This is a genomic window from Hyphomonas sp., from assembly GCF_036964145.1.
Classification (GTDB): Bacteria; Pseudomonadota; Alphaproteobacteria; order Caulobacterales; family Hyphomonadaceae; genus Hyphomonas.
Genome location: NZ_JBALUC010000003.1, coordinates 75559 through 99330, shown reverse-complemented (window position 1 = coordinate 99330; position 23772 = coordinate 75559). Strand labels below are relative to the sequence as shown.

Here is a 23772-nt window from a genome sequence, read left to right as displayed (position 1 = left end):
GTGCGGCAGGCGGCGCGGCTATCAGCCGAGACCGATCAGCCAGGTTTCGAGGGCTTTCGCCTCGATGCGGCGCAGGGCCGTGGCGGCTTTCGCCTCCTCATCCTCGCCCCAGTTCTCGGCCTGCCAGGCCTCATCAATGCGGGCGACCTCGAAGGCGTCGGTCGCTGTCAGTTCTCCCTCGACCACGGCCATGGCGAGGATCGCCGAACCAAACAGGCCGCAACCATAGAGCAAGCCCGTCAGGGCGAAATCTTCCAGTCCGAGGGCATAATTGCGCGCGGCTTCCAGCGAGGCATCCGGCTGGGGCGAGGCGATGATGCCTTCGACCGGGACGAGGATGACGTCCAGCGCCTGCCCGGCCCAGGCCCTGAGCGGCGCCCAATGGGCCTCTTCCAGCTCGGCCAGTTCCTCAGGCTCCTCGGCGATATGACAGACAAGATCGGTCTCGCAATAGCGGGCCAGTTCGTCAGCCATCTCGTAGCGGATTTCCGGGGTGCGATCGATCGCGACATTGGCGAGGCGCGTCAAATGCATCGACATCAGGTCGATCTCTGCGTCCTGCGCGTTCCACTCGGCCGCGATGGCCTTGGCCAGCTTTTCCGTCGGCAGCTTCAGGGCGACGCGCGCTGGCGTCTTGATGGAGCGGCCATCCAGTTCCACGGTCCAGCCGCCGGGGATCTGCTCCGGCTTGGCGGTTTCGTAGAAGCGTTTCGGCTTCGGGGTTTCTTCGGTCTCGGTCTCGTCAGTCATGGCGGGCATGTACGCCCATGAAGGCGGGTTTCCAAGAGGGGAAGTGCTACAGGGCCGGCTCAAACGCCAGCAGGCTTTTCCGGAGCGTCTCGAACTCGTGGTGGATTTCGTGGGCGCCGACTTCTTCAAGTTCGTGCGCTGCGCCGAAGCCCCAACTGACGCCGTGAGTGTAGACGCCCGCCGCGCGGCCCATGGAAATGTCGTGGATGGCATCGCCGATCATCAGGCTTTCATGCGGCGCGCAGCCGAGTGCGCCCATCGCCTGTTCCACCATGTGCGGATGCGGCTTGCCGGGGCCGTCATCGGCGCACCAGACCGTGTCGAAGAAAGACTCGAGAGCGTGCGCGTCGAACAGGCTGCGGATGCCCTTATGGGTCTTGCCGGTCGCCATGGCGATCAGCCAGCCTTCGGAGCGGAGCATTTCCAGCGTTTCCAGTGCCCCATCATAGAGCGGCTGAGTGAAGTCCGGACGGGCGCGGGCACGAACCCAGCAGTCCCGGTAATCGTTGACCAGCCGGTCGATCTCGGCGGCATTCGCCTCCGGCGCAAGCTGGCCGCAAGCCTCATGCAGGCTGAGCCCGACAATCCGGCGTGTCGCATCATATTCCGGCGGCGTCAGGGCAGACATCCGGAAGGTCTCCACCATGATTTCATGGATCGACTCACGACTGTCGACGAGTGTTCCGTCCACGTCCCATATGGCAAGCTTCAATCCCGACATCAGATAAACGGTGCCAGCGGGTCCTTGCCCGCCTCCTGCTCTAGAAAGCCGAGGGATTCAAATGTCTGTTTCATGTGGGGCGGCAGCGGCGCGACGATCTTGATCGGCTTGCCGTTCTGACGCGGAATGATAAGCGCGCGCGCATGAAGATGCATTCCGGGCGCGAGGCCCTGCGGCACTTCCCGGCGGCTCTGGTATTTGAAGTCGCCGAGGATGGATGTGTTCATTTCCAGCATGTGGAAGCGCAGCTGGTGCATGCGGCCGGTTTCCGGCTTCAGCGCCACCCAGGCGGCCTTCTGACCGGCCGTCGAGATCACCGCATAATCCGTGATCGAATGACGTGCGCCCTCGACGCCCTGCGCGGAGCGGAACATGCGTTCGCGGTCCGCGTCGCGGCGGCCACGGGCCTTCGGATGGATGACGCGGTAGCCGTCTTCCTCGTTCTCGTCTTCGATCCCCTTCACCATCCAGCAACGGATCTGGCCAAAGGGCGGGTTCGGCACGCCGACGGTGATGGCCCAATAGACCTTGCTCATGTCGCGGCTGCGGAACTTCTCCGACAGCTGCGCGGCGGCCTTCGGATATTTGGCCAGCAGCAGTACGCCGCTCGTATCCTTGTCGAGCCGGTGGACGAGGACCGGGCGATGCTCTCCGTCGCCGAGCGCGGCCAGCATGCCGTCAATATGGCGGCCCTGCCCTGATCCGCCCTGCACGGCGATGCCGGCCGGCTTGTTGATGGCGATCATCTCGTCATCTTCATACAGGATGAGGGCGCGGATGAATTGGCGATCTTCCTCGGAGACGCGCTCGGCCTTTTTCTGGGCCGGACGGGTTGCGTCGGCGTCCATGATCGGCAGGCGCACCTGCTGGCCGGTCTCAAGGCGCGTATTGGCCTTGGCCCGCGAGCCATCAACGCGGATCTGCCCCGTGCGGAGCATCTTCTCGATCTGGCCCTGCGTGACCGGCACGCGGCGCTTGACCCAGCGATCAAGCCGGGTGCCGGATTCCTTGTCGGAAACCGTTTCAGTGACAATCTGGCCGCTCATGCGAATACCTTCCGGGCAATCCAAAGTCCTATGAACAGCGCGATCACGCCCAGTACCAATGAGAGCCCCGCATAGGTGCCTGCTTTCAGGGTTTCGCCCTTGCGCAGGAATTCCGCCACTTCCAGCGAGAAGGCCGAGAAGGTGGTGAAGCCGCCGAGTACACCCGTTGCCAGGAACAACCGGGTCGTCTGGTGCAGCCCTTCGGCCTTGAGCGCCAGCCAACCGACCAGCAAGCCCATCAACAGGCTGCCCAGCAAATTGACCGCAAATGTGCCATGCGGCCAGCCAGACGGCAGGTGGCGCACGGCCATCAGGCCGACCCCATGCCGGAGCGACGCGCCAATGGCGCCGCCTGCTGCAACTGCGAGAAATCCGTTCATGGCGGCCTTCTATCTTCAACCGGCCCGCTTAGCCAGTGCCGCATGACTCTGGCGCGGAAACGATTGCAGCTTGACTAAGGGCCCCGGACCCGCCGAATGTTAGCGCTAAAATAAAGAATATCGTAGGAAGCCAATCATGAAAAACCGTATCGCCGCGAGCCTTGCCGGCCTTTTGTTCTGCATGGGATCAGCCGCCGCCCAGGCCACACTTGATGTGGATATCGACGCCCCGACCCACACAATCGCGCCGGAAATCTATGGCCAGTTCCTCGAACATGTCGGCACCCAGCCCTATGGCGGGATCTGGGTGGGCCCCGGCAGCGACATCCCCAACACCGATGGCATTCGCGATGATGTCTTCGACGCCCTGAAGGCGCTGAACGTGCCGGTCGTGCGCTGGCCGGGCGGGTGTTTCGCCGATCTCTATCATTGGCGCGATGGCATCGGCCCTCAGGCTGACCGGCCGGCACGGGTCAACATGGTCTGGGGCGGCACGCCGGAAAGCAATGAATTCGGAACGCATGAATTCTTCGATTTCGCCGAACGTCTGGGCGCGAAGACCTATCTCAATCTGAACCTCGGCACGGGAACAGCCAAGGAAGGCGCTGACTGGCTGGAATATATCACGGCCGAAATGGGCGACCGCGCCGAAGAGCGCCGCGCAAACGGCCGCAATACGCCCTGGACGGTCGACTACCTGTCCATCGGAAACGAGACCTGGGGCTGCGGCGGGGCCATCACGGCGGGCGCTTATGCCGATCTCTATGCGCAATTTGCGAGCTTTGCGAAGACGGCCGGCGACCAGCCGGTGCGCATCATTTCCGGCGCACATGACGCGAACCCGGAATATGCCGACACAATCCTGGAGCACCCCTATATCGCCGATCTGGCCGAAGGCATCTCTCTGCATGTCTACACCCTGCCCACAGGCGACTGGGGCAAGAAGGGCGCCGCGACCGGCTTCCCGGAGGCGGAATGGGCTTCGACGATGAAGCGCACCCTGCGCATGGCAGAGGTGATCGAGGAGCAGAAGGCCATCCTCAAGAAACACGATCTGCCCGTTGACGCGTTCGGCCTGTACGTGGATGAGTGGGGCATGTGGGTTGACCAGGATGAGGCGACCGATCCGCCCGCGCTTTACCAGCAGGGCAGCATTCGTGACGCCATCGTCGCCGGTCTGAACCTCAACCTGTTCCATACGCATGCCGATGTCGTGAAGATGACAAACATCGCCCAGATGGTGAACGTCCTGCAGGCGATGATCCTGACCGACGGGCCGGACATGGTGCTGACGCCCACTTATCATGTGTTCGACATGTACCAGCCCTTCATGGGCGCCGAAGCGCTTGAAATGAATCTTCAGTCACCGGACTATGTGTTTGAGAATGTTACGGTGCCGGCCATCAGCGCCAGCGCCGCGCGGACGGAGGACGGCCGCATCGTGCTGGCCCTGGTGAATGCATCTGCCCATGACGACCATCTGGTCGATGCGAGCGCTTTCGGCGCCAGCAAGGCCACCGGCCGTATCCTGCAGGGGGAGGAGATGGATTCCCACAACACGTTCGACGCGCCGGACCGGGTTCAGCCGGCTCCCTATATCGTGGACGGCACTGCGGATGATCTTGTCCTCTCCATTCCGGCGCGCTCCGTCGTGGTGGTGACGCTTGACTAGGGCCCGGTTGAAATCGCCGCTGGCCCCTCTTGCGCGGCGGCCGTTTCCGGCTCAGATACATGTGCGGTCGCGGGTGTAGCTCAATGGTAGAGCAGCAGCTTCCCAAGCTGACGACGAGGGTTCGATTCCCTTCACCCGCTCCAAAGGAAAAGCCGGCCCCCGAGGGGACCGGCTTTCTTCGTATCTGGAGAGAGTGCGCAGCCTAGAACAGTGAGACCGCGGGGCCCTTGAGGGTATAGCGGTCCTTGCCGAGTGCCATGTCGATGGTCAAATAACCGGACTGGCCCTTCAACTCGCTGGCCGGCACGCTATTGCCGATGCCCTGAGCGAGCACATTGCCGGACGTAGAGACAACCGACCAGCCAAGCGGCTCTGCGCGGGATTCCGCAAAGACGGCCTTGAGATCAGTCTTGCCATTCATCTGGGTCGGCACCGGGGCCTGCAGCTTCCCCTCAACACGGGAGAACAGCTGGACCAAATAGATCCGGCCATTGGCGCGCACAGCCGCCACACCAGTATGGTCGAATTCCTCTCGCGTCAGGTTAGCTCTGTTCGCCGAGTCAGCCATCAGCGCATCATACGCTTCTGCCGCCGTGGCAGAGTCATCGACGATCGCCATGTTGGCACCAAATGCCCCCATCAGGTGGCTACGATCCAACAGGCGAACGCGGTCCAGATGGCTGCGTCCCTCAAGGTCGTCATGCGCAACATACCCACGGACCGCCATGTCATAGGCATGGATCATGGCCGCTTTTTTGAGGGTAGGCAGGTTTTCCAGTCTGTCCTTGCCTGCGCTGGTACGCGCGGCTTCGGTGAAGCGCCTCAGCTCCGTTTGCATGAACGTATCCGGCGTGACGCCATTGAGGCCTTCAAAACAGGCTTCGGTTTCAGTCTGGAATGCAGCAGGCTGCAGGCCGAGACCATCCGACAGGTCACATGCCTGTTGGGCATTCGCAGTCAGTCCCAGCGCCGCAAGCGCCAGAGCGGAGATTGACATATATCTGTATTGCTTCTGTAACATAAGTGTCACAATACGATGTGTGACAGATTTACGTCAAGTAATGACACGTTTGCGTATCTTATATGTATCCCACTCAGGATCGTCCTGCCCGAAGGCCTTGCAATCACTCAGCATCCGGCTGGCACGCCCGCAAACCCGCCACGGGGATAACGGTCTCCCAACCTCCATCATTCAGTAGCTTGATACGGCCAGCTGAGATTTTTTGCCCACCCTCCACCATCTCACCCGGCGTGATTCGCAGGGACATCGTCTCGCCCTCGATGGTCGTGTAGTCCATTTCGGTCATGAATTGTCCGAACAAGGTGCCGCCCTGACGGACCAGTGCCATGGTCTGCTGGGTTTCAGACAGCATGGTTTCGGCCGTCTGACTACCTGCCTTGGAGAAGTAGATGAAGCGTCGCGGCGCGCCCTGGGTCCACAGGAACAGCGCGCACTCGCCATCCGCAAGATCCTGCGCCGGCAGATTGCCTGCCTCCGGAACTTCCGGCGCTGGCGGAACCGGCCGCTTCTTGTCGCCACTCGCACATGCCGCCAACAGCAGCGCCCCCGCGACAATCGCTAATACCTGCCTCATGGTCTTGTCTCCATTCTGTTCACGGACCGCGTGTAGATCAGGGCGCCATTCCGGTCTGTAAACCCCGCCGCCAGCAAGGCAGCGCGCAATTCATCATCAAAATTGGTCAGCTCCAGTTCAAACCCGTCTTGGGCCACGGCCTTGAGGACAAGGCGTGTGCCGTCCCCCGCATCCCCCGTGAGGTGTGCGGTCAGCTGGGTGTCCGTGCAGGTCAGCGGACCGCTCAGGACAGGCCAGTCCCGGCCAAACGACGCCGCGGCAAGACGGGCCACATCGCTCGTCACAATGCCCGCCGCCGCCTCGCACTGATCGCCAGACAGTTTCACAGAGCCATTCGAGAGTCGGAGGCTGCTGCCGAGCTGCGCAATAACAGGATCGGCGCCGACCTGCTCCGTCAGCGGAATATTCAGGGACACCTCTTTCGCCAGAACAGACGATCCGGATGCCTTGATCCTGCCCCGGCCCTGGCCGAACGGTCCGCTCCACGACACGTCATGCGACGGGCCGCCTGTCACGAGACGCAGAAGATCGGAATCGAGATTGACCGCGCCGAGCGGCGCGCCGCGCCATGACAGGCCGGTGACCTGACCATGCCAAACCGACCCACGCGCCTGCTGCCAGCTGACGCCGCGATCCGCGATACCGGACTGGCGCAAGGCAAAGGACAAGGGCGCGAAAGCGATCAGGCCGCCAATCAACGTGATGACGAAGAGAGCAACAAAGAAAAATCCTGTCCGCATCATGACCCGCCTCCCGCGAACTCAAAACTTGCCCGTACATAGCCGGCCTCCTCGGCGAACATGGTCACGCGCTCGGGCACGGCGCCATAGCGCAAATCCGCATCGGCCAGCCAGGCATAGACCAGCGTTGGCACCGTCCGCTCAAACTGCAGGATCAGTCGGCCGTCATCCGCGGTCTGCAACCGCGAGACGGACAGGCCTCTCGCATTGGCCAGCTGCAACAGGTCCGACCGCAAATTCTGACTGGAGGCGCGGGGGCCATTGGCACCGACCACGCGCGCCGATTGCGATGTGATCTCCGCCGAGACCACGTCGAGCTGCCGGCTGGCGGCTTCGAGAGCCAATTTCGAGTCCGCCTTTGCAGCCATCAGGGGCCGCACGATCGCAAATTGCAGCAGCGCGACAATCACGAGCAAGAGCGCCACGCCGATCAATGCCTGCTCTCGTCCGGTGCGGCTGTTCCAGTATCCCATCATGGGCGGCCTCCAATCGACAGATCGCCCACGACCCGTCCATCCTCAAGGCGCGTATCGCCCAAACTGACCTGCAGGCCGGTGGCCTCAACCGCCGTCTTCAGATCCAGATCTGCTCCAAAGGCCGGATATGTCAGCGTGGCGCGAAGCTCACCGATGGCGCGGTCATAGCGCAAGCTGACCAAATTCGCTCCGCTGACACTCTCCACCGCCCCGTATAGCGCCGCACTGGTCTGCTGGAAGCTGGGCGCGGCGACGCTGGTCGCTGCCCCGGTGCGCGAGCGCAAGGCGGCGGCAGGATTGGGCGGCACCGGCTGGCCCGGGAAAGCGGCGGTATACTGAGCGCGGGCTTCCGCATCCAGCGTCGCCGTCAGATTCTTCATCGTGTGCACCGAAAGTGCCGTCTGCGCGCCCCATGCCACAAACAGGGTGGCGGCAAGCGCCGCGGGCAAGCGAAACTGTTTCAGGGAAAGGCCGGTTTCCGACGCGCGGGCATATGTGCCTTGCCGGAGATCGGTCAGGCGCGGCGCCGCCTCAGCCCAGAGCGCGAGTTCGGTCAGGGACTCTGCGCGGCGGGGCGCGGCGTTCGCCTCCGTGCCCTTCAGGAGCGCCGACATGACATCACTCGGCCAGCCATTGTCGAACGCAACGGGACGTCCCTCGACGGTCAACAATTGGTAGCGACCGAAATCGACCTGTTCGGTTGGCGGCAACAGGGACAGATCCGGCACAATCCGGGCCGATCCGAGGCCGGCCGCCTCAAGCTGGTCCAGCCAATGCTGCATGATTGTGTGCGACACGGCATAGACCATCCGGAACCCCGCATCGTCCTGATCCGCAGATACGGCGACATGAACGGACTCGACCGGCACGGCGAGATCATCCTCGATCGCAAACGTCGCAAGGCGCGTCAGCTCTACCGGCCGCCGGGCCGCCGCACGCACCCGGTGCGCCGTCACATCGGTTCCGGGAACGAAGACGACAACATCCGCGCCAGACGGAATGCCAGCGCCCTCCGGTACAGGCTCAAGCCCGGACGGACCGCTTCGCACAAACCGCCAGTTGCCGCCGTCCTTCGGGATTTCCGTGTAAAGTCTCGGGCGCATCAGCCAGATCTCCTGTTTGAGCCCTGTAGGACATAAATGCCATCGGTGCCACGCCCGTAGGTCGCATCGATGCGAATAGTGCCCGTGTCGGAGGCAATCGAAATGGCAGCCCCAATCTGGGCGGAGCGTATCGACAGAGCACTATCCTGGCGCAGTGCCGGCGCGATACTGGCCACATCCCGCGACAGGAGGAATTCACCCACATTCAGCCAACCGCCTTCCGGGCGCGACAGGATCAGCTGTTCGGCTTCGCTTGTGGACAATTCATCGGAAAAGCGCGCTGCCAGCAGCGGCGCCTGATCCGCTGTCAGCGTGTTGATGTTCAGCGGGGCATCATCCGATCTTGAACGGACGCAAACCAGGCTCGAAATCTCGTTCATTACATCCGGGGTGAAGCCGTCGATTGCGCGCAGGTCGCTGATAGAGATGAGCCTCTGTCCCGGTGTCCGATGGGGGATTGCCCGGCCTCGATACGCGCCATCCTCGGCGCCGGAGGCGCGGGGACTGGTATCCGCGTCCATCCAGTCTGACAGCGCATCCACCAGATGCTGCGCCTCACTGTTGAACAGGCCCGCGCCCTCAAGCATGCGGTGGAGTTGGTCCGGGGACACGCTCCCGGCAGAGGCTTCATCGTCCCCCAGCGAAAGGGCATTCAGATTCAGGCAATTCGTGGCCTCGTAAAACCGGACTGAAATCGTCCCGCGCGAATACGTAAACACAATTGGCTCACGGAACAACAGGGAGTCGGTCGTCAAGGCCCCGTCCGTCTTCGCCAGGACTTCATTCACGATTGTCTCACCCACAGACAAGGCCCCGCGCGTCGCCCAGAAGCTGTCGGCCCGGCTGGCCGAGACCCGCGAGACGCTGACGGACCGCGCCAGCGCATCGGTGGCCGCGAGCGCCGCCGTCGACATCAGGACGATGATGAGCAACACGCTGAGCAGCGTTGCGCCGCGTTCGTGATCGGAAGGGTGCCGGCGTTTCATCCTGCACCCCCCACAAGAAAGAGCTGGCGCAGCTCGTCGCCTTCTCCGAACACGAAGGTCAGCTCGACCAGATCCGGCAGCGTGTCTGACTGGCCCGGCCAGTCCAGTTGCCAGCTGGTGCCGGTCAGGAAGCGCAGGCCGACACTGTCGAGTTCCTCGGCAATCACGCGATCTGCATAGGGAGTGTTGTAGACCGGATCGGGGCGCAGCCATGCCCGGCGAACAAGGTTTCCGTCAATCAAAAAGTATTCCACCCGTTGCAGGTCGCCCCGCGGCTCGACATGACCGGGATTGATCCAGCCGGCCCGGATGAACGCCAGCAAGGGCTCCAGCGTGGAGAATCCGCCGCTGAAGGCCTTGGGGGCGTCGAGCCCATTGGGCGGCTGGGTCAGGCGCAAGGTGGCATTGGCGAGGTCATCCCGCAGCAGGCTATGGGCCGCGTCCTGATCGCGAACCATCTCTGTGCGGGCCTCCACCATCTGGCCGGACCGCAAGGTCTGGATCAACAGGGTCGACCCTGCCACCATGAGCAGTGAGGTCACGGCGAGCGCGACCAGCATTTCGATCAAGGTGAACCCGGCCGATTTGCTCATGATGTAGGCACCCGCATCAGGGTCTGGCGGTTCACGAGTTGCTGGCCCGTTTCGGCATCGCCTATTGTGACGGACACGGAAAACAGGCCTTCCCTTCCGGTGGCACTGATCGTGCGCATCCAGGTCAGCCTGCGGCCGCGCTGCGTGCTTTCACCGGTGTTCACACCCGGCGGAATGGCACCGGGGCGGACGAGCGCCTCGGCCATCAGATTGTCAGCTTCGACGGTGGCAAGGAAACGCTGATCCACATGGCGCGCGCCAACAAGGGTTTCGTTCCCGAGATGCGCCAGCGACATGGCAGCGATGCTGAAGACGCCCAGCGCGACCAGCACTTCGACCAGCGTGAAGCCTTGCTGTGAACGCGGAGATGTCATGTCAGCGCTCCACCTCGACCATGCCGGACGAAGACACTGTCAGCACACGCCGGTCCGTACCCTCGGTAAGGGTCAGCGGCCGAGCTGACACGATGCCGGTCGCATCGGCCACGATGTCCGGCCAATCCTTCAGATTACTTTCCTGAAGCCCCCGGCGTGTCGTTGAGACAGAGATCGTCAGAGGGGGTGGCAATGTGTGCGCCGATCGGGGCAGCGCGACCCACCGACTGCCGCGCCAGGCCTCGGCTCCATATTCATCCTCCCCCAGGCGGATGGCGCGCACTTCGCCGGAGGCAATGGCCTCGTCTGCCAGACGGTCAATGGCCAGTTCCAGCCGTGCCACTTCCCGATCAAGCCGGGACGGCTGGCGGGGCAGTGTCATGACGATCGCGGCGCTGGCCAGCGCCAGGATGAAGAGCGCAACCAGAACCTCAACCAAAGACATGCCGGATTGAGAGGACAGGATTGGCGTCATCAGATGGCGGGATCCCAGTTCCCGATATCGTCGTCCGTCCCGGCCTGTCCATCCGGACCGGTTGAGAAGACGTCATAGGCGCTGCCCGACCGGGTGCCGGGATAAGCGTATTCGTATTCATTGCCCCAGGGATCAGTCCGCATGCGTTTGATATAGCCTCCGGGGCGGTATTGCGCGGCCTGTGCGCCGGTGGGCGCCGTACTCAGCGCGGCCAGGCCCTGTTCGCCGGACGGATAGCCGTACATGTCGAGATTATACATATCGAGCGCGCTTTCGAGTGCCGCAATGTCGGAATGGGCCTTGCCGATGCGGGACTGGTCGGTCGCCGGGGCGACATTGATGACGATCAGCGTGGCCAGCAAGCCCATGATGAAAACCACCACCATGAGTTCCACGAGCGAGAAACCCGCCGTCTTGCAGCGCTTTTCCTCAGCGGTGCGGGGCGTGACTAAGTGCATGACTGCCTCCTATCCGATAGCGAGAGTATTGAGTTGCAGGATCGGCAACATAACCGACAGGACGATCAGGCCAACCAGCCCGCCGAGCACAACAATGATCAGTGGCTCCAGCAGGGACAGGAGCGTTGACGATCCCGTTTCGAATTCATTGTCGAGGAAATCCGCCGCGCGGGTCATCATGCCCGGAATGTCCCGACCGGCCTCGCCGCTGGAGACCATGTGAACCATCATCGGCGGGAAGACACCTGTGGCCTTCAGGGCGCCGGCAAAGGAGCCCCCTTCGCGCACACGTTCGGCAATCTGCTCTGCGGCTTCGCTGAAGACGAGATTGCCCGAAGCGCCCTTGGCCCCGCTCAATGCCTCAAGAATGGTCGCGCCAGAACCAGAGAGCGTCGCGAAAACGCGCGCAAAACGACCCGCGCAGACGGTCCGGTTCAGCGGGCCGACAATAGGCAGGTTCAGGCTGTAGCGATCAATTGCGCGGCGCACCGCGGGAACCCTGAAGGCGCGGACCATGGCAAAGACCAGGGTCGCGAGCGCCAGAGCGATCAGGATGCCATGCGACTGCAGGGTCTCGGACAGGCTGATCACGATGCGGGTGATCAGCGGCAAGTCTGCATCAAACAGGTCGAATTGCTCGACCAGGCGCGGCACGACAAACAACATCATGGCGATGATCATGCCGACGGCCATGATGCCCAGAACCGCGGGATAGATCAGCGCCGCCTGAACCTTCTGGCGCAATTGGTGACTGCGCTCCAGATATGTCGCGAGGCGTTCCATCACATCGCCCAGCCGGCCGGACAATTCACCAGCGGAAACGACCGACCGCACCAGGGGCGGAAAGGCCTTCGGCGCCACCGCCATGGCATCCGCGAGGCGGGCGCCTTCGGTCACTTCGGTCTTGATCGCGTGAAGCACACGTTGGGTCTGGGGCGTCGCCGCATCCTCGGCGGCGGCGGCAAGGGCCTGCTCTACCGGAAGGCCCGATTGCAGGAGCACGGATAATTGCCGCACCAGAAGGACGCACTGCTTTTCGCCGATCCGGCCGCCGATCCGGCTTGCTCGGGCGGATTGCTCGCTGACGGGAATGACGTCGAGTGCCATGAGATCTCGCAGGCGCAATTCGCGGCGCGCAGAACGCGGGCTTTCGGCAGAAATGATCCCTTTCTGGCGCCTGCCATGATCATCGACGGCGACATACTCAAATGCCGGCATCACCCACCTCCCTTGCGGCTGACGCGGAGCACTTCAGCGGGACTGGTTTCTTGCGAGACGACATAGCGCCGCGCATTGTCGATCAGCCGGTCATGGCCGGCAAAGGCGGCTTCGTCGATCCGGTGCTCGCTGGCCTCGGACCCGAGCAGGTCGCGGATATTGCTGTCCACGACCAGAAGTTCATAGATACCGATCCGGCCATCAAAGCCGGTATTGCCACACGAGAAACAGCCATTCGGCTCGCCCACCATGACGGTCTCGCCTGCGCCAAAGCCGAGGGCGTCGAGTTCCACCGCGGTGGCCGGACGCTCCGTCTTGCAATTCGGGCAGAGGCGCCGGACGAGGCGCTGTGCCATCACCGCGCGCAGCGTGGACGCGAGCAGGTAGGCCTCGACGCCCATGTCGCGCAGACGTGTGATTGCCCCGGCAGCGCTGTTCGTGTGGAGTGTGGACAAAGCGAGACGGCCCGTGGAGGCGAATTCAAACGCGACTTCCGCCGTTTCGGAATCGCGGATCTCGCCGACCATGACAACATTCGGATCCTGGCGAAGAATGGAACGGAGCGTCGCCGCGAAGGTCAGGCCGACCTTGTGATCCATCTGGGTCTGGCTGATGCCCGGCAGGCCGTATTCGACCGGGTCTTCCAGGGTCATAATATTGTCGCGGCCATTGTTGAGGCGCGAGAGCGACGCATAGAGCGTCGTCGTCTTGCCCGAGCCGACCGGTCCGGTGACAAGGATCACGCCATTCGGCTGGGCCAGCGCGTCGGAGAAACGTTCCAGCGTGTCAGCATCCATGCCGAGTTCCGGCAGGCCGACCAGCGCGTTCTTTGTGTCGAGCAGACGCAACACAACCCGCTCCCCATACCGGGTGGGCAGCGTTGCCACACGCACATCAATGGACCGTCCGCCCACAGAGAGCGAAATGCGGCCATCCTGCGGGAGGCGTTTTTCGGCAATGTCGAGCCGCGCCATGACCTTGATCCGAGACAAGATGGGCGCGGCGAGCTTCCGTGGCGGGGTTAGCACTTCCACGAGGTCGCCATCGATCCGGTAGCGGATCGAGAGATGGTTTTCGAACGGGTCGATATGGATGTCGGACGCGCGCCGCTTGATGGCTTCGTGGATCAGGCCGTTGATCAAGCGGATCACCGGCGCGTCATCCTGCCCGTCGAGTAAGTCGGCAGCTTTCGGGATATCGTCGATCAGGCTCTCCAGACCGCCCCGGCTCTCCACGGCGGCATCGACGTCATCATCCGCCATCGGGCCAGACGCAAAGGCCTCGGCCAGCAACCGATCATAGGAGTCCTTGTCCAGCGACTCCAAGGCAAACACGCTGCCGAGCGCGCGACGTGCCTCCACAAGTGCCAGCGGATCGGCGCCCTGACGGACGGCCACGGTCAGCTGGTCCCGTCCGGGCAGGACGACCAGTCCCTTCTCCTTGGCGAAGGCATATGTGAATTGCGTCGGGGCGAAATCGGTCGGCGTCATTGCGGCGGCGGGCTTCCTAGCACTTCTGTGATGAAATTGTCGATGGAGGACGTGTCATTCCCCTCCCCGTCCCAGAGCTCTTCGGCGCGAATGTAATTATATGAGCGAGACGTCGCTGCAGCAGCCCCTGCCCGATCCCGAATGATGGTCGGGCGAATGAAGACCATCAGGTTCGTCCGGCCTAGCGATTTGCCCTCGGTGCGGAACAGGCGCCCTGCAACGGGAATATCCCCGAGCAGCGGCACTTTTTCATTGGAGAAGGCTTCGGTCTGTTCAATCAGACCACCTAACACGATGATCTCGCCATCATCTGCAATGACGCTGGTGTTGATCTTACGTGTGTTGAACACAACGTCCGTTACACCTGCGGTAATGGCCCCGGCGATATTGGATACTTCCTGTTCGATCTGCATTCGGATTGTACCATCATTGGATATCCGAGGGGTCACGGTCAGGCCCACGCCCACGTCTTGCCGGTCAACCGTCGTGAACGCGTTTGTATTGTCATCCCCGAGAACCTGTCCAGTTGTCACTGGCACGTTCTGGCCAACCAGAAGCGATGAAGTTCCATTGTCCAGCGTCATGTTGAACGGCTTGGACAAGATGCGGGAATTTGTATCCGCTTCGACCGCCGTCAGGACTGCACCGAACAGGGTATCTCCGTCCTGGCCGCCCACCCCGACGGTCAGCCCTGTCAAGCCCAGCAGGGAATTCAATGCGGCCGTTGTCAGCGCATCATTTACCGAACTGTCCTCCCCATCCGCAAACGGCGTATCCGTGCTGATCGCACCTGCCAGCGTCAGCAGGTTCGGGGCCGAGGCCGAGAAGTTTGTCGTGGCGAAGGGAACCGAATTGCTGCCCGTGCCCGAGAGCAGGAATTGCAGGCCAAGCTGGCGCGCCGTGTCGTCCGTCATTTCGACGATAATGGCCTCCACCAGTACCTGAGCGCGCCGGCGGTCAAGGTCACCAATGACCCGCTCCAGACTGAGCAGGGTTTCCGGCGCTGCGCTGATGACCAGCGAGTTGGTGGAATCATGATGGGCAATCGTGGTCGCCTCATTCGCATCCGCGAGTCCGCGGCGCTTGTCGATGGCAAAGGCCACCTGCTGCAGGATCGGCACCACATCGGCCGCATCCGCATTATTCAGCGGGACGACCCGGATCGTGTCCTGAAGACGGTCACGGCCATCCAGATCCGCCGTCACGAGTTTGGCGCGCTCAACGGCTGCCGGATCGCCGCGTAGGATCAGCGCGTTGCCCGCCTCGGACGCTATGGCCCTGAAATTGGATTTGTAGGCGTCTTCGCCGGCATTGGTGTTCAGCGAGGTCAGGATATTCGCGACTTCCGTGGCGGAGGTGTTGGCCAGCTGGATGGTTTCCGTCACCGAAGGGTCGGCATCAATCTTGTCGACCATGCTGCGCAAGCGCGGAATGTTGGAGGCATAATCCACAACGACCAACGTGTTCGACTGGGCATTGGCTATCACCTGACCCTGCTCGTCGATCACCGGCTTGAGCATCTTCGCAGCCTCGAGGGCGTTCAGGTGCTGGAGGCTGAAGATTTCGGTCGTGAAGGCGTTCGATCCGTATGCCCCCATGCCCGCCTCGCCCACAGCGCTTTGCTCCGGGACAATGCGATACGTCGCCTTGCCGGCCGGGACCGCTGTAAATCCGTGTACGCGCAAGGAGGACAGGAACACATCGAACACCTGCTGGCGTGTCAGGGGCGTGGTGGAGGAGACCGTGATCCGCTTGGTGCGCGCTTCCGGATGCACGACAAACGTGTAGCCCGTCACCGTCGACACGTCCGCGATCAGGGCGGACAGTTCGACATCCTCGAAATTCAGGATGTGCCGCGCCGTATCCGCCGGTGTCTCATTGGCCAGGGCAAAGGCCGACGGAGACGCTGCGAGGATCGCCGTAGCGGACAAGAGGGTTTTCAAATTCATGTCTATCGGGCCTCCTCGGGCGCGAGGGTATGGTCAATTGTCTTTCCGTCCCGGTCGATCTTCAGGCGAACGGGATTTGGATCGGAGAATTTCCGGGCAAGCTCTGCCGGAGGAACGTCATTGATGTCTGCGCCGTCCAGACCCACGATAATATCGCCGGTCTGCAGACCCGCGCGGGTCATCATGTCAGCATCCCCCCGGGAGCCGATACGGTACCCGACGAATTCCTGGCCCCGATGAACAGGATCAATCGTGATGCTCGACATCAGGTCGGCACGGGCGATCCGGGCGCTGGTAGAGCCCGAGGAAGAATTGTTGCTCTCGGGGTCAGGCTGGCCGGGCGTGGTCAGGACCGATAGCAGACCAGCGCCGCCTTCCATCATCAACGCCTCCGTCTGGCCGCCCTTCCGGAGCGTGACCCGGTCCCCATAAATACGCTGCAGCGTGACACCTTCGAGGATTGGCTCGCCGGGTGAATAGGCGGCGGTCCGGTTGTCAGGCGTAGTGATCAAAGCGATGCCGCCATCCTCTTCGGAGGAGGCCCGCACGCCCCGCAGCTTGAGATTCAGGCTGGTTTCAGGCGCATCCGGGATATCTGTTACGAGGGCGGAGGCCGCGCCGAACGGATTTTCATGGAGGAGCCGCGACGTATCCACGGAAATGCTGGCAGTAATACCTTGCGGTTTTTGCGCGACAGCGCGGACCGGGATGTCCGGAGAGACCGCCCCGCCCGGCTCAGCCGCCAGCCAAATGAGCTTTGCCACCGCCAAGCCTATGCCCACGACCAAGACGACCTCAATCACGCGCAAGGCAGGCCCGACGCTACGCCGAGCAAAAACCGCAAGAGATTCAAGCCGTTCAGTCAATAGCATGCCCCTCGAAAGAGGGTTTCCCCTAAGCCAACAGGTCCGCGACGACAATGGCCGCGGACCTGCAATTGATGTTATGCAATATCAGAGCCGAAGCTAGAACATGCGTTTCAGGCCAACGCTGATAATTGTTCCCTGGTCGTAGGTATCGACATCGACGCGGTCACCGCCCCGCTCCTGATAGGCTTCATAGTCTTCCTGAAGGATGTTTTCGATATTGAGGGAGAATTCGTACTGGCCGGTACCTGCCTGGAAACGCTTGTTCCAGACGAGATCCACCGTCATCGGCGGCTCTTCCATAATGGCTGGCAGGTTACGCGCCAGAACTTCGCCTGACCGGATACGCTCACTGACATAGTTGACCAACACGTTCAGTTCCGACTGGGCATCTTCATTGAGAAGCCCCACCTGGAGGTTGACGATGTGTTCCGATTGGCCCTGCATGCGTCGGCCATCCTCGATCCGCCCAGCCGCAGCCGTGGTCCCACGTACAGGGTTGAGGTTCGTACCGACATTGAAGGCCACTTCGCCGTCGGCGCTGATTTTAGAATCCGACCAAGTGTAATTGGCCTTGATTTGCAGGTCACGAGCATCGAAGAAACCAAGCCCCGTCCAGCGCTCCATCGGCAACATCTGCTCATATTCGACTTCAAAACCATACATCTCCGCGGCTGGCGCATTGATGAAAGTCGTCTGAAGCGTTTCCGCCGGAACAAGGATTTCCTCGATCGGGTTCGTCAGGTCCTTGTAGAAAAGGCCGAGCGTCATGAACTGATCACGGGCGAAATAGTATTCCGCACGGAGATCATAGTTCTTGATACTGGCATTCACGAGATACGGGTTACCGAAGAAGTTGGCATCGGTTTCCGTGTTGACGAAAACGGCCGGAGCGAGTTCGCGGAATTGGGGACGCGTCAAGGTTTCCGAATACCCGCCGCGCACCTGAAGGTCCTCTATCGGGTTCCAGGTAAGGGTGACCGCCGGGAACCAATCCGTCTCATCAATCACACCCTCGACCGTGTTATCGGCAAGATCTCCGCCGATCACCTGTGTATCGACAGCCTGAATGGCGTCTTCATAGCGTACGCCGATGGCAGCACGCATGTACGGCGTCAATTGCGTGTCGATCCCCACATAGGCTGCGTCAATCTCAAGAGTCGCGAGGTAGAATTCCGGGAATTGCTCACCCGCGATGGCCGTAACGCTGCCCTGACCGCTCCGGAACAGAGAGTCATAGATATAATCGAGACGGCTGAGACCGTCCGTCCCGCCAACGCCACCGATGTCATAGATGAAGGAGCGTGCGGCCCGGTCGTTCTCAACATAACCATAGCCGAATTTCAGATCCGTCTCACAGAAATAGGTGCAATCGCCATCAATGGCGAAAGGCAATTCCGCATCAATGCCGAAATCGGTCGTGTCGTCATCCACACGGCTAAACTGGAAGCGGTTGGCCGCCGAGCTTGAGGAAAGCCGGGTAACACCGTTGCGAACAATATAGATATTGGAGAGCTGGTATGGCGCATCACGCAGGGCTTCGGAGTAAGACCCCCGCCAGTTGACCTTCAGATCGTGCAGCTGCGGGAAGAAATGCTCACCCTGAACCTGTGTGGTCCAGAGCTGCTGTTCAAACCACTCCAGAGCGTCCACACGTTCCTCGACTGATTCCTCGTTCTCACCACTGATGATACGGGCCTCTTTTTCGGTGGAGCGTGTCACAAGTCCGGTGAACTTGATTTCATGGTCAGAAAACAGCTCAAATCCAACGGTCATAAGGCCGTTCAGGTCAATCGTGTTCTCCGTGCTCAGGCGCTCCTGATCATAGAACTGTCCCAGGCCTTCGCCGCTCGAAAAAGCATATCCGCGACGTCCCTGTTTTCTCTTCCAGGAATTGGAGTAGCCCGCCGCCGCGATCACCCCCATCGACACGTCATCGCTCAAATCGTAGCGGTCACCACCTGAGAGATCGACGGAAAAGTTTGGTGCGACCTCCCCTTCCTGCATTACCAGCAGCGAGGAGTTATCTGTCAACTGACGGCCAAAATCCGGCGTCAGGCCATCGGCAAGCGATGGACGGTCGCGCGTGCCATCATCAAACCCCGTCCAGTCTGTATCGGAGCCATCATACATGAGGCCATTTTTCAAAGTGATTTCCGAGTCAGCAGCGGCCTTTACGCCAACGGTGAAGAAGCCTTCATCCGGCACGGTCTTGGTCCGCAGATCTACGACACCGCCGCCAAATTCACCCGGCAGGTTTGGGGAATAGGTCTTCTGCACCAGTACGCTTTTCAGCGCGGAGGTCGGGAAAAGGTTCAGCGGCACGACGCGGCGAAGCGGCGCCGGGCTCGGCAAGGGAGAGCCGTTCAGAAGCGCTGTCGAATACCGCTCATTGAGGCCCCGGACATAGATGAACTCGTCCTCGGCGGTCGCAATGCCGGCAACGCGTGCGAGGGCTGCGGCTGCGTCGCCATCCCCCTGAAGGGAAAAGTCCCCTTCATCGATGAGGCTGGAAACCTCCGACGTAGAGCGTTTTTCGTCCGGAATAAACGCGCCGCGCACCACGATGGTTTCCTGGCGGGCTTCAGTCTCTACCGGAGTGGCAGGATCTGCGGGCTGGGTGTCGTCCTGTGCCAGTGCCGGGGACAGCCAGACGAGGCAGGCACCGGACAACAGCAAGGAACGGGCAGACAGGATGCGTTTCATTTTGTGTGTTCCTGTAAAAGGCGAGCTGAGTCCAACCCGCCGAAATCTGTGTCTCTGAACAGCGGAGTGGGGCAGCACATATGGCCGCCCCACCCATCAGGCTCGAGGCGGACTTAGTTGGCCGACGTCAAGTCACCTTCCTGATCGATGGTCCAACCGAGATACCAATCGTCATCAGCATCTTCGACCGCACCGATAAAGGTGGTGGCTTCAAGCTTGCCGACGCCAGTGACGTCGTACACATCCACACTGTTCTCGTTTGCGCCTGGAACCACACCCGGGCGCCCGGTACGGAATGTGAAGTCGGTCATGGAATTTGCCAGACCTGTTTCCACATCATTCACTGCCGTGAAGGTGATGTCGTCAGCATCTCCCGTTTCCACAGGCTCGCCATTGTCAGCAAGGAACAGGGACTGAATGATCAGGTCACCATTGTTGAAATTGGCCTGGGTGTCGGTACCGTCGACATCAATACCTGCATCCGGCCATCCCAGAATGATACCATTCGCAATCACACCCTGCATGTTGCGGCGGAGCAGAGCGCCCGTCAGTGCGTCGCCATCGCCACCGGAAATGACGGTGAAGTTCGACACGTTCGGGCTGGAGATCGGCGTTGCCAGAGCATTGGAAGAGCTGTCAGCTTCGATACCATTATGGCTACCGGTGATGCCGCCCGTCGCGCTGGCGACACCCGTATACGCGATTGCGTATTGCAGGGAGCCGGTCCAGCCATCGGTCCAGTCAAAGGTGTCATCACCGCAACCAAGACCAACCAGGTGCGTGGCGCTTACAGTGCCACCAAACCATTCGAAGCAGTCATCAAGGTTGTTGTAGACCTGAACATAATCGACTTCTGTCTGGGAGCCGACGCCTTGGAAGGCAATACCGTTCAGTTCGTCCGTATTCGTCAGAGCCACACCGGCATATTGAACGCGGGTGTAGAAGAGCTGACCGGAGTCGTCGTCAGCACTTGCCCCACCGAACAGGCCGGAAGAGCCTTCACCGGTCTTCTGGCAACCGACCGTACCACCGGTCGCTGAACCGTCGTCACAGGCATTGATCGGCGCGCGGCCATTGATCACGATGCCGCCCCAGAGACCTTTCGTGTCCTGATCGAGCGTCGCCGTGCCGTCCACAACCGTCTTGGCCGTGAAGACAACCGGGTTTTCAGCTGTACCATTGGAGAGGATCTTCGAACCGCGGGTGACAACCAGGTAGTCGTCATTGCCTGCGCCCACAACCGTCACACCGGGATCGATGGTCAGAGTTGCCGACACGCCGCTGCCGAGCGGTGCAGCCGGGTCCGGACCCAGGTCGGCCCCGACGAAGACAGAACCGTCGAGTTCATAGATCAGCTGGTCGCCATTGGTGAGGCGCAGGTCTGACGTGATGGCGCTGCTGCCGGAGATAACACAGAGTGTCTTGCCGTCCAGTTCACCGTCAGTCGTGGTGCCTGTTGGGCAGGTCGCATCGACTTCGTCGAACAGAGAGCCCGTCAAGGTGAAGTTGGCCCAGTTGCTGGCCAGGGTTTCGGTCGGAGCAAACGCACCGATAAAGGTCGTCGCCTCAAAGAAAGCATCGCCGGACAAGGCCGTAGAGGCAGGCACTGCCAGTTCAGCCGTACCTGGGAAGAAACCATCCGTCAGGCTGTTACCACCGGTGCGAACATTGGCGGACGCCGGGAAGGTCGGAACGCCGTCGGAATCGGTTGCGAAGTTCTCATCCGTATCGAGGAAGAGAGATTCAATCACCAGGTCGCCGTTTGTGTAGCCTGTGAAGGTCTGGGTGTCGTCGACATCAATGCCGGTTGCGTAGCCGGTCACGACACCATTGACGATGTTACCCTGCGTCCCGCGACGCAGAAGGATGCCCTGCTGGTTGCCGTCGGTGCCGACGAGCGTGAAGTTGGAAACGCTTGGGCTCGAGAATGGCGTCTTGTCGTTCGGGGAGGACAAATTGTCTGCCTCGATTCCGCGCGGGTCATCAGAGGTCGGGATGGTGGAGCGAACCGCAGCAAACTGCAGCTTGCCCGTCCAGCCATCGGTCCAGTCAAGGGAATCGTCGCCAGCGCCCGTGATCGCGACATATTTTGCGCTCACGGTGCCACCGAACCATTCGATGCCGTCGTCGAGGTTGTTGTGAACCTGGATGTGATCGACCGTCGTGGCCGAACCCACACCTTGGAAGGCGATGCCGTTCAACTCGTCATTATTGGTCAGACGGGAACCTGCATATTCAACGATGACATACTGAAGCGTACCGGAATTGTCGTCAGCGATTGCGCCGCCGAAGAGGCCCGAGGAGCCCTCCCCGGACTTTTCACATCCAGCTGTACCGCCGCTTGCTGTGCCATCTTCACATGCGTTGATCGGCGCAAAACCGTTGATAACCAGGCCGCCCCACTGAGCGTTGGTGCCGGCTTCGATCAGGCTGGAGCCCGTCTCTTCATCGTTGAGCGCCGCACGGGCCGTGAAGCGGATCGGGCTGGTCTCAGTCCCAACGGCGTTGATCTGGGATCCGCGGGTAACCACCAGATAGTCATCGGTTGCAGTCGCTGTACCGGAAGTCGAAGCGCCAAAGAAGCGAACACCTTCATTGATCGTCAGCGTGACCGGTGTGCCAGCGTCATCCTTGTTGTCTTCGCCAATGAAGACTGGCCCCTGAATGGCGATCGTGGTGTTGGCCGGAATTTCGATATCGGCAGTAATCGCCGTACCACCTGAGGCATCGGAACCGAGCACACATACGGAGACGTCAGAGAAGCCATCGGCAGCCACAGCAGCAAGTGTGGCCTCAGCCGTGCCCGTGGGACAGCCAGCCGTCGGGACCAGATCGATGGTAGAGGCGGCCGGCGGCGGTGGCGGCGGTGGCGGCGGGCTCACCGGCGTTTCGGAGGCTCCTGGTGAGGAAATGGTCGTGTCCGAACACGCAGCGAGTGTCAGCACGGCAACGCTCGCCATGGTCGCGAGCTTCAAGGTCTTCCCGAGTTTCATTCTTTACCCCTTTGTGGCCCCAATCAAGGACGCCGGTCTCAGCAATAATTCGTTGGATCGGGCCAATGGTGATTCCATGGCCACCTGCATCCGAAGCGGCTTATCGCAGTGGCCAGCGACGGTTTCCGCACAGTTCCGCAAAGTTTTTATGACGGCGGCAATTACCTTCATGAGCGCGTGGCCCACGGCCTGTGAGCACGTCTCCAGAAACTTCGGGCACGCGGAAAAGGCTCGATAATCAACTGTGATGGCGGAACTCCTGAGAAAGAGAGCCACCCGGCTGCATTAACGCTGCAAAGTCAGGAACATTAAGGGATCAGGCGTCTGGGTCGTCGGCGAGGACAACCGATACGGGAATTTGGAACAGATCGCCTTCCCGCGAGAAAAACAGCGTTTGCCCATCCGCAGAAAGGCCGGGCCCATAATCGATACCTGCAGAATTCAGGGGCTCTCCCGGATTCCTCGGCTCGCTCCAAGTGCCATCTTCCTGTCGGCTGGCAATCCAGATATCGACAATTCCGAGTTTGGGCGCACGATGCGAGTAGAAGAACAGCGTCTGCCCATCCGACGTCAGCGCCAGATGATCATTCGTGCGGAAATCATTGACCTCTTCCAGACCGCGCTGCTTGATCCAGTTCCCCTCATCATCCTGACGCGCTTCGGCCAGATTGAAGCTGCCGCTCTTGTTAGACGTATACACCATCAGGCCGTCTGCCGAGACAACCGCCATGGTTTCATTCGCACCCGTGTTCACGTCGCCTGACAGGGGGGCAGGCTCCCCCCATTCGCCATCCTCAAGCGCCACTTGCCAGATATTCAGATCCTTGCGACCCGGCCATTCAGGCGTGTCGGCATCGGACGCGAACAGCAGCGTGCCGTCTACGGGATTGAAACTGGGGCCGGCCATTAGCTTTTTCGAAGGAAATTCGAGGCGCTGGGGCGTGCCCCAGGCCTTCCCTTCACGGCGCACCTCATACAACCAGGTTTCGTCGCCATTCTCCTTGGCAAAGACGCGGACCTGCCCATCCGGGCTTTCGGTCATGGAGTAGGCGCGGGTGAATTGCGTGGCTGGCTCGGCATCAGGAAAGACGGGCCGGGGCGCGTCATCGGCGCCGTTGGAGCATCCAGTCAGAACGAAAGCAGCCGCCGAAGCTGCGAGGGAGGTCATCAGTTTCATGGGA

At 61.3% G+C, this 23772-nt stretch carries 22 protein-coding genes and 1 tRNA gene; 2 read left to right on the top strand and 21 right to left on the bottom strand.

Features of this window, described 5'->3' with window-relative positions:
• Positions 1 to 21: 21 nt before the first annotated feature.
• Genes V7660_RS10190 through crcB form a run of 4 tightly spaced genes read right to left on the bottom strand, consistent with a single transcriptional unit; the run spans position 22 to position 2897 of the window.
• Entirely contained in the window at positions 22 to 750 is a 729-nt protein-coding gene (locus tag V7660_RS10190) for an ATP12 family chaperone protein (protein ID WP_335602933.1), read from the bottom strand.
• Between the two features lie 46 nt (positions 751 to 796).
• Positions 797 to 1471 (bottom strand): HAD-IA family hydrolase, encoded by a 675-nt coding sequence (locus V7660_RS10185; protein ID WP_335602932.1) that lies wholly within the window; start codon positions 1469 to 1471, stop codon positions 797 to 799.
• Complete coding sequence (locus tag V7660_RS10180) at positions 1471 to 2517, bottom strand: RluA family pseudouridine synthase (protein WP_335602931.1); 1047 nt, start codon at positions 2515 to 2517, stop codon at positions 1471 to 1473. The genes V7660_RS10185 and V7660_RS10180 overlap by 1 nt, the downstream gene beginning before the upstream one ends.
• The gene (crcB, locus tag V7660_RS10175; protein WP_335602930.1) at positions 2514 to 2897 is read right to left on the bottom strand and encodes a fluoride efflux transporter CrcB; all 384 of its coding nucleotides are present in this window, start codon (positions 2895 to 2897) and stop codon (positions 2514 to 2516) included. Before crcB ends, V7660_RS10180 begins: the two co-directional genes overlap by 4 nt.
• 136 nt (positions 2898 to 3033) lie before the next feature.
• Here crcB and V7660_RS10170 point away from each other — a divergent pair, with 136 nt between their 5' ends.
• Positions 3034 to 4569 carry an alpha-N-arabinofuranosidase gene (locus V7660_RS10170; RefSeq protein ID WP_335602929.1) on the top strand — a complete coding sequence of 512 codons (1536 nt, stop codon included), beginning with the start codon at positions 3034 to 3036 and terminating at the stop codon, positions 4567 to 4569.
• A 69-nt stretch (positions 4570 to 4638) separates the two neighbouring features.
• Positions 4639 to 4712 (top strand) — tRNA-Gly (locus V7660_RS10165).
• 59 nt (positions 4713 to 4771) lie between these two features.
• On the opposite strand, the gene V7660_RS10160 is transcribed toward V7660_RS10165, so the two are convergent.
• The 17 genes from V7660_RS10160 to V7660_RS10080 form a co-directional block, all read right to left on the bottom strand.
• On the bottom strand, positions 4772 to 5566 hold the full coding sequence (locus tag V7660_RS10160) for a CAP domain-containing protein (RefSeq protein WP_335602928.1): 795 nt from the start codon (positions 5564 to 5566) through the stop codon (positions 4772 to 4774).
• A 127-nt stretch (positions 5567 to 5693) separates the two neighbouring features.
• Positions 5694 to 6164: a hypothetical protein gene (locus V7660_RS10155; protein WP_335602927.1), complete on the bottom strand. Its 471-nt coding sequence runs from the start codon at positions 6162 to 6164 to the stop codon at positions 5694 to 5696.
• Complete coding sequence (gene gspN / locus V7660_RS10150) at positions 6161 to 6907, bottom strand: type II secretion system protein N (RefSeq protein WP_335602926.1); 747 nt, start codon at positions 6905 to 6907, stop codon at positions 6161 to 6163. The genes V7660_RS10155 and gspN overlap by 4 nt, the downstream gene beginning before the upstream one ends.
• Complete coding sequence (gene gspM, locus V7660_RS10145) at positions 6904 to 7380, bottom strand: type II secretion system protein GspM (RefSeq protein ID WP_335602925.1); 477 nt, start codon at positions 7378 to 7380, stop codon at positions 6904 to 6906. The genes gspN and gspM overlap by 4 nt, the downstream gene beginning before the upstream one ends.
• Positions 7377 to 8483 (bottom strand): type II secretion system protein GspL, encoded by a 1107-nt coding sequence (gene gspL, locus V7660_RS10140; protein WP_335602924.1) that lies wholly within the window; start codon positions 8481 to 8483, stop codon positions 7377 to 7379. Before gspL ends, gspM begins: the two co-directional genes overlap by 4 nt.
• A complete protein-coding gene (gene gspK, locus V7660_RS10135) occupies positions 8483 to 9469 on the bottom strand; it encodes a type II secretion system minor pseudopilin GspK (RefSeq protein WP_335602923.1) in 987 nt (328 codons plus the stop codon). The genes gspL and gspK overlap by 1 nt, the downstream gene beginning before the upstream one ends.
• Entirely contained in the window at positions 9466 to 10062 is a 597-nt protein-coding gene (gene gspJ, locus V7660_RS10130) for a type II secretion system minor pseudopilin GspJ (protein WP_335602922.1), read from the bottom strand. Before gspJ ends, gspK begins: the two co-directional genes overlap by 4 nt.
• The gene (gene gspI, locus V7660_RS10125; protein WP_206990823.1) at positions 10059 to 10436 is read right to left on the bottom strand and encodes a type II secretion system minor pseudopilin GspI; all 378 of its coding nucleotides are present in this window, start codon (positions 10434 to 10436) and stop codon (positions 10059 to 10061) included. The genes gspJ and gspI overlap by 4 nt, the downstream gene beginning before the upstream one ends.
• A 1-nt stretch (position 10437) precedes the next feature.
• On the bottom strand, positions 10438 to 10911 hold the full coding sequence (locus V7660_RS10120; RefSeq protein ID WP_335602921.1) for a PulJ/GspJ family protein: 474 nt from the start codon (positions 10909 to 10911) through the stop codon (positions 10438 to 10440).
• Positions 10911 to 11369 carry a type II secretion system major pseudopilin GspG gene (gspG, locus tag V7660_RS10115; RefSeq protein WP_335602920.1) on the bottom strand — a complete coding sequence of 153 codons (459 nt, stop codon included), beginning with the start codon at positions 11367 to 11369 and terminating at the stop codon, positions 10911 to 10913. The genes V7660_RS10120 and gspG overlap by 1 nt, the downstream gene beginning before the upstream one ends.
• Before the next feature lie 9 nt (positions 11370 to 11378).
• Positions 11379 to 12587, bottom strand: a complete 1209-nt coding sequence (gene gspF, locus V7660_RS10110; protein WP_335602919.1) for a type II secretion system inner membrane protein GspF — start codon at positions 12585 to 12587, stop codon at positions 11379 to 11381.
• Entirely contained in the window at positions 12587 to 14077 is a 1491-nt protein-coding gene (locus V7660_RS10105) for a GspE/PulE family protein (protein ID WP_335602918.1), read from the bottom strand. The genes gspF and V7660_RS10105 overlap by 1 nt, the downstream gene beginning before the upstream one ends.
• Positions 14074 to 16026, bottom strand: coding sequence for a type II secretion system secretin GspD (gene gspD, locus V7660_RS10100; protein ID WP_335602917.1), 1953 nt, complete (start codon positions 16024 to 16026; stop codon positions 14074 to 14076). The genes V7660_RS10105 and gspD overlap by 4 nt, the downstream gene beginning before the upstream one ends.
• Before the next feature lie 2 nt (positions 16027 to 16028).
• The gene (locus V7660_RS10095; RefSeq protein WP_335602916.1) at positions 16029 to 16898 is read right to left on the bottom strand and encodes a type II secretion system protein N; all 870 of its coding nucleotides are present in this window, start codon (positions 16896 to 16898) and stop codon (positions 16029 to 16031) included.
• 93 nt (positions 16899 to 16991) lie between these two features.
• Positions 16992 to 19598, bottom strand: a complete 2607-nt coding sequence (locus V7660_RS10090; RefSeq protein ID WP_335602915.1) for a TonB-dependent receptor domain-containing protein — start codon at positions 19596 to 19598, stop codon at positions 16992 to 16994.
• 113 nt (positions 19599 to 19711) lie between these two features.
• Entirely contained in the window at positions 19712 to 22591 is a 2880-nt protein-coding gene (locus V7660_RS10085; protein ID WP_335602914.1) for a hypothetical protein, read from the bottom strand.
• Positions 22592 to 22907: 316 nt separating this feature from the next.
• Positions 22908 to 23768: a hypothetical protein gene (locus tag V7660_RS10080; RefSeq protein WP_335602913.1), complete on the bottom strand. Its 861-nt coding sequence runs from the start codon at positions 23766 to 23768 to the stop codon at positions 22908 to 22910.
• Positions 23769 to 23772: the final 4 nt, after the last annotated feature.